This is a genomic window from Streptomyces glaucescens, assembly GCF_002154375.1.
Lineage (GTDB): Bacteria > Actinomycetota > Actinomycetes > Streptomycetales > Streptomycetaceae > Streptomyces > Streptomyces glaucescens.
In genome coordinates this window covers 1-4,857 of record NZ_MUND01000825.1, presented here as the reverse complement: position 1 = coordinate 4,857, position 4,857 = coordinate 1, and the positions used below count along the sequence as shown (strand labels likewise).

The window sequence follows — 4,857 nt, the reverse complement described above, 5'->3', positions numbered from 1 at the left end:
AGATGTGTATACGCGACAGCCCGTGCGCGGCGCCGCCCCCGGCCGCCGCGCACGGTGGTCACGCTCGTCGCCGCCGTCCTGCTGGTCCTCGGGGTCGGCGCGGGCGTCTGGTACATCAACTCCGGCCAGTTCACGCGGGTCCCGCCGATCCTGGCGAAGACCCAGGAGCAGGCCGAGCGGCGGCTGCGGGACGCCGGCCTGGAGGTCGGTGACGTCAAGCACGCCTACAGCGACACGGTCGGACGGGGCACGGTCATCAGCACCGACCCCGAGCCGGGCAGCCGCATACGGCAGAACGACTCGGTGACGCTGACCATCTCCGACGGCCCGCAGACCGTGAAGGTGCCCGACCTGGCGGGCTACCGCCTGGACAAGGCGCGCAGCGTGCTGGAGGACGAGGGCCTGGAGCCGGGCATGGTCACCCGGGAGTTCAGCACGGACGTCCCGAGGGGCTTCGTGATCGGCACCGAGCCGGTGGCGGGCACCGAGCGCAAGGCCGGCTCCGCGATCGCGCTCACCGTCAGCAAGGGCAGCCCCGTCGACGTGCCGGACGTCACCGGCGAGGACCTCGCCGACGCCCGGGAGGAGCTCCAGGAAGCCGGCCTGAAGGTGCGGGTCGCCGAGCAGCAGGTGCACTCGGAGCACGACCGGGGGCAGGTCGCCCGGCAGAGCCCCGGCCCCGGCGACCGGGCCGCCCAGGGCGACACGGTGACCCTCACGGTGTCCAGGGGCCCGGTGATGGTCGAGGTCCCGGACGTCGTCGGGGACAGTGTGGACGACGCCAGGGACAGGCTGGAGGCCGCCGGTTTCCGGGTGGACGAGGAACGTGGTCTGCTCGGCCTGTTCGGCGACACCGTCAGGAGCCAGTCGGTGGAGGGCGGCGAGGCGGCCCCGAAGGGCTCCACGATCACGATCACCATCCGCTGAGGGCGCGCTCACCCTCGCCGAAGGCCGCGCTCACCGTCCGCTGAGAGGCACCGCACACGCTCCGCGGGCGGGGGCACGGGAAGGTCCATGACACCCTGAACGGGTGAAGAGCGAAGTTCCCGGCCCCCTCCGCAACCCCGTCGGCGGTCACGTCCCCGTGGCCGGCGGCCTCAGTTCCGTCGGCCTGTCGTACGCGCGTGATCTGCGGGCGGAGACCGTGCAGGTCTTCGTCGCCAACCCGCGCGGCTGGGCCACGCCGGCCGGCAGTCCGCGGCAGGACGAGGAGTTCCGGGCGGCCTGCGCGGCGGAGTCGATCCCGGCGTACGTCCACGCGCCGTATCTGATCAACTTCGGTTCGCACACCGAGGCGACCGTGGAGCGGTCGGTGGAGTCGCTGCGGCACTCGCTGCGGCGCGGCCGGGAGATCGGCGCGCTCGGCGTGGTCGTGCACACCGGCAGCGCGACCGGCGGGCGGGACCGGTCGGTGGCGCTGAAGCAGGTGCGGGAGCACATGCTGCCGCTGCTGGACGAGCTGACCCACGACGACGACCCGTTCCTGCTGCTGGAGTCGACGGCCGGGCAGGGCTCCTCGCTCTGCTCGCGCACCTGGGACTTCGGGCCGTACTTCGAAGCGCTGGACGCCCATCCGAAGCTGGGCGTCTGCCTGGACACCTGCCACATCTTCGCCGCCGGGCACGATCTGACCGGCCCGAGCGGGATGCACCAGACCCTCGATCTGCTGGTGGACACCGTCGGCGAGGGCCGGCTGAAACTGATCCACGCCAACGACTCCAAGGACGTGGTCGGCGCGCACAAGGACCGGCATGCCAACATCGGCGCCGGTCACATCGGCGAGGACCCGTTTCGGGCACTGATGACGCACCCGGCCACCGAGGGTGTTCCGCTGGTGATCGAGACGCCCGGTGGCAAGGAGGGGCACGCCGCGGACGTGGAGCGGCTGAAGAAGCTCCGGGAGATGTGAGCCGGAGGCCCTGAGGAAAGCGCTGGTCAGAGCTCGGGGCCGTCCCCGGGCTCCTCCTGGTACGAGTAGCGCTGTTCCTTCCACGGGTCGCCGATGTTGTGGTAGCCGCGCTCCTCCCAGAAGCCGCGGCGGTCCGTGGTCATGTATTCGACACCGCGGACCCACTTCGGGCCCTTCCAGGCGTACAGGTGCGGCACCACCAGGCGGAGCGGGAAGCCGTGCTCGGCGGTGAGCAGTTCACCGTCCTTGTGGGTGGCGAAAATCGTGCGCTCGTCGGCGAAGTCGGCCAGGCGCAGATTCGAGCTGAAGCCGTACTCGGCCCACACCATCACATGGGTGACATTCTCGGCGGGCGGCGCGATCTCCAGAATGGCCCGCGCGGGGATTCCGCCCCACTCGGCGCCCAGCATGCTGAACTTCGTCACGCAGTGCAGATCGGCGACCACGGTGGTGTACGGCAGGGCCGTGAACTCCTCGTGGGTCCAGCCGTGCTTCTCGCCGTCGGCCGTCGCCCCGAAGACCCTGAACTCCCAGCGCTCGGGCCGGAACTTGGGCACCGGGCCGTAGTGCGTGACCGGCCAGCCGCGCTGCACTCGCTGCCCCGGCGGAAGCTCGGACCGTGCTGCTTCTCCTGTTTCGCGTTCCACCGGATGACCCATGTCTCCATCCTGACAGACCCCGACCGGTGCACATGACCACGCAGGCCCGGAAACGGGCAACTGGTAGTAAGCATGCCCTTACTTACTAAGTACGCACTTACTGGACGATCTTCGAGAGGCGGTGCAATCATGCGGCGGCAACCTCCCCGTTCCTCCGTGTGGAAGGAGCCTCTGCGATGCAGGGCGACCCCGAGGTCATCGAGTTCCTCAACGAGCAGCTGACCGGTGAGCTGACCGCGATCAACCAGTACTTCCTGCACGCCAAGATGCAGGAGAACTTCGGCTGGACGAAGCTCGCCAAGTACACGCGGCACGAGTCGTTCGACGAGATGAAGCACGCCGAGGTGCTGACCGACCGGATCCTCTTCCTGGACGGGCTGCCGAACTACCAGCGGCTGTTCCATGTGCGGGTCGGGCAGACGGTCACCGAGATGTTCCGGGCCGACCGGGAGATCGAGGTGGAGGCGATCGACCGGCTCAAGCGCGGGATCAAGGTGATGCGCGAGAAGGGCGACATCACGTCGGCGAACATCTTCGAGTCGATCCTGGAGGACGAGGAGCACCACATCGACTACCTCGACACCCAGCTCGACCTGATCGACAAGCTGGGTGAGGCGCTCTACCTCGCGCAGCTGATCGAGCAGCCGGAGGGCTGAGCGGCCGGAGGGCCGGGCCGCCGGAGGGTCAGGCCGCCTCGTCGAGGCCGGCGAGCACCGGCTTGCCCTGGTCGGCCAGCTCCCGCCGGGGGCACGCGCCGCGGCCCAGGATCGCCTGGATACGGCGTACGCACGAGCCGCAGTCCGTGCCCGCCTTGCAGGCGGAGGCGATCTGGCGGGGGGTGCAGGCCCCGTTCTCCGCGTGCTGCTTGACCTGCTGCTCGGTGACGCCGAAGCAAGAGCAGACGTACACGCGGTTCACCTCCCGCAGGGATCGCTTGAGTGGTGCCGTCCCCGTGATCGGTGAGGCAAACCTAACCTTACCCATCCCGCAGGACCCGCAAAAGAGCGGTGGGGCGCGGATCGTATGTGATCCGCGCCCCACTTCATGGCTGAGAACAGCCGGTAAGCAACTGAAACCTCACTGGTCCCGGTACATCTCCGCGACGAGGAAGGCGAGGTCGAGGGACTGGCTGCGGTTGAGGCGGGGGTCGCAGGCGGTCTCGTAGCGCTGGTGGAGGTCGTCGACGAAGATCTCGTCGCCGCCGCCGACGCACTCGGTGACGTCGTCACCGGTCAGCTCGACGTGGATGCCGCCGGGGTGGGTGCCCAGCGCCTTGTGGACCTCGAAGAAGCCCTTGACCTCGTCGAGGACGTCGTCGAAGCGGCGGGTCTTGTGCCCGGAGGCCGCCTCGAAGGTGTTGCCGTGCATCGGGTCGGTCACCCACGCCACCACCGCACCCGACGCGGTGACCTTCTCCACCAGCTCGGGCAGCCGGTCACGGATCTTGTCCGCGCCCATCCGCACGATGAACGTCAGCCGGCCCGGCTCGCGCTCGGGGTCCAGACGCTCGATGTACTGCAGCGCCTCCTCGGCCGTCGTGCTCGGGCCGAGCTTGATGCCGATCGGGTTGCGGATCTTCGAGGCGAACTCGATGTGCGCGCCGTCCAGCTGCCGGGTGCGCTCACCGATCCACACCATGTGCGCGGACACGTCGTACAGCCGGCCCGTGCGCGAGTCGACGCGGGTCAGCGCGGACTCGTAGTCCAGGAGCAGCGCCTCGTGGGAGGCGTAGAACTCGACCGTCTTGAACTCCTCCGGGTCCGCCCCGCAGGCGTGCATGAAGTTCAGCGCCTGGTCGATCTCGCGGGCCAGCTGCTCGTAGCGCTGCCCGGAGGGCGAGGAGCGCACGAAGTCCTGGTTCCAGGCGTGGACCTGGCGCAGGTCGGCGTAGCCGCCGGTGGTGAAGGCACGCACCAGGTTCAGCGTCGACGCCGAGGCGTGGTACATCCGCTTCAGCCGCTCCGGGTCCGGGATCCGGGAGGCCTCGGTGAAGTCGAAACCGTTCACCGAGTCGCCCCGGTAGACCGGGAGGGTGACACCGTCACGGGTCTCGGTGGGCTTGGAGCGCGGCTTGGAGTACTGGCCGGCGATCCGGCCCACCTTCACCACCGGCACCGACGCCGCGTAGGTGAGCACCGCACCCATCTGGAGCAGCGTCTTGAGCTTGTTGCGGATCTGATCGGCGGACACCGCGTCGAACGCCTCGGCACAGTCGCCGCCCTGGAGGAGGAACGCCTCTCCCTTGGCGACGGCCGCCATCCGGGCGCGCAGCTGGTCGCACTCGCCCGC

The 4,857-nt window shown here is 69.5% G+C and carries 6 protein-coding genes; 3 read left to right on the top strand and 3 right to left on the bottom strand.

The window, feature by feature from the left end; genetic code table 11:
- A partial coding sequence (locus CCN42_RS37870) for a Stk1 family PASTA domain-containing Ser/Thr kinase (RefSeq protein WP_143662171.1) occupies window positions 1-927 on the top strand: 927 nt, incomplete at its 5' end.
- A gap of 103 nt (window positions 928-1,030) precedes the next feature.
- The gene (locus CCN42_RS37865) at window positions 1,031-1,909 is read left to right on the top strand and encodes a deoxyribonuclease IV (protein ID WP_086173558.1); all 879 of its coding nucleotides are present in this window, start codon (window positions 1,031-1,033) and stop codon (window positions 1,907-1,909) included.
- 26 nt (window positions 1,910-1,935) lie between these two features.
- Here the strand turns inward: CCN42_RS37865 and CCN42_RS37860 are convergent, their stop codons facing one another.
- Entirely contained in the window at window positions 1,936-2,568 is a 633-nt protein-coding gene (locus tag CCN42_RS37860) for a sulfite oxidase-like oxidoreductase (protein WP_086173557.1), read from the bottom strand.
- 176 nt (window positions 2,569-2,744) lie between these two features.
- On the opposite strand from CCN42_RS37860, the gene bfr reads away from it, so the two are divergent.
- Entirely contained in the window at window positions 2,745-3,224 is a 480-nt protein-coding gene (bfr, locus tag CCN42_RS37855) for a bacterioferritin (protein ID WP_086173556.1), read from the top strand.
- 28 nt (window positions 3,225-3,252) lie between these two features.
- Here bfr and CCN42_RS37850 read toward each other — a convergent pair whose 3' ends face one another.
- Window positions 3,253-3,486 (bottom strand): (2Fe-2S)-binding protein, encoded by a 234-nt coding sequence (locus CCN42_RS37850; protein ID WP_078957652.1) that lies wholly within the window; start codon window positions 3,484-3,486, stop codon window positions 3,253-3,255.
- A 159-nt stretch (window positions 3,487-3,645) separates the two neighbouring features.
- A partial coding sequence (locus tag CCN42_RS37845) for a class II 3-deoxy-7-phosphoheptulonate synthase (RefSeq protein ID WP_107427715.1) occupies window positions 3,646-4,857 on the bottom strand: 1,212 nt, incomplete at its 5' end.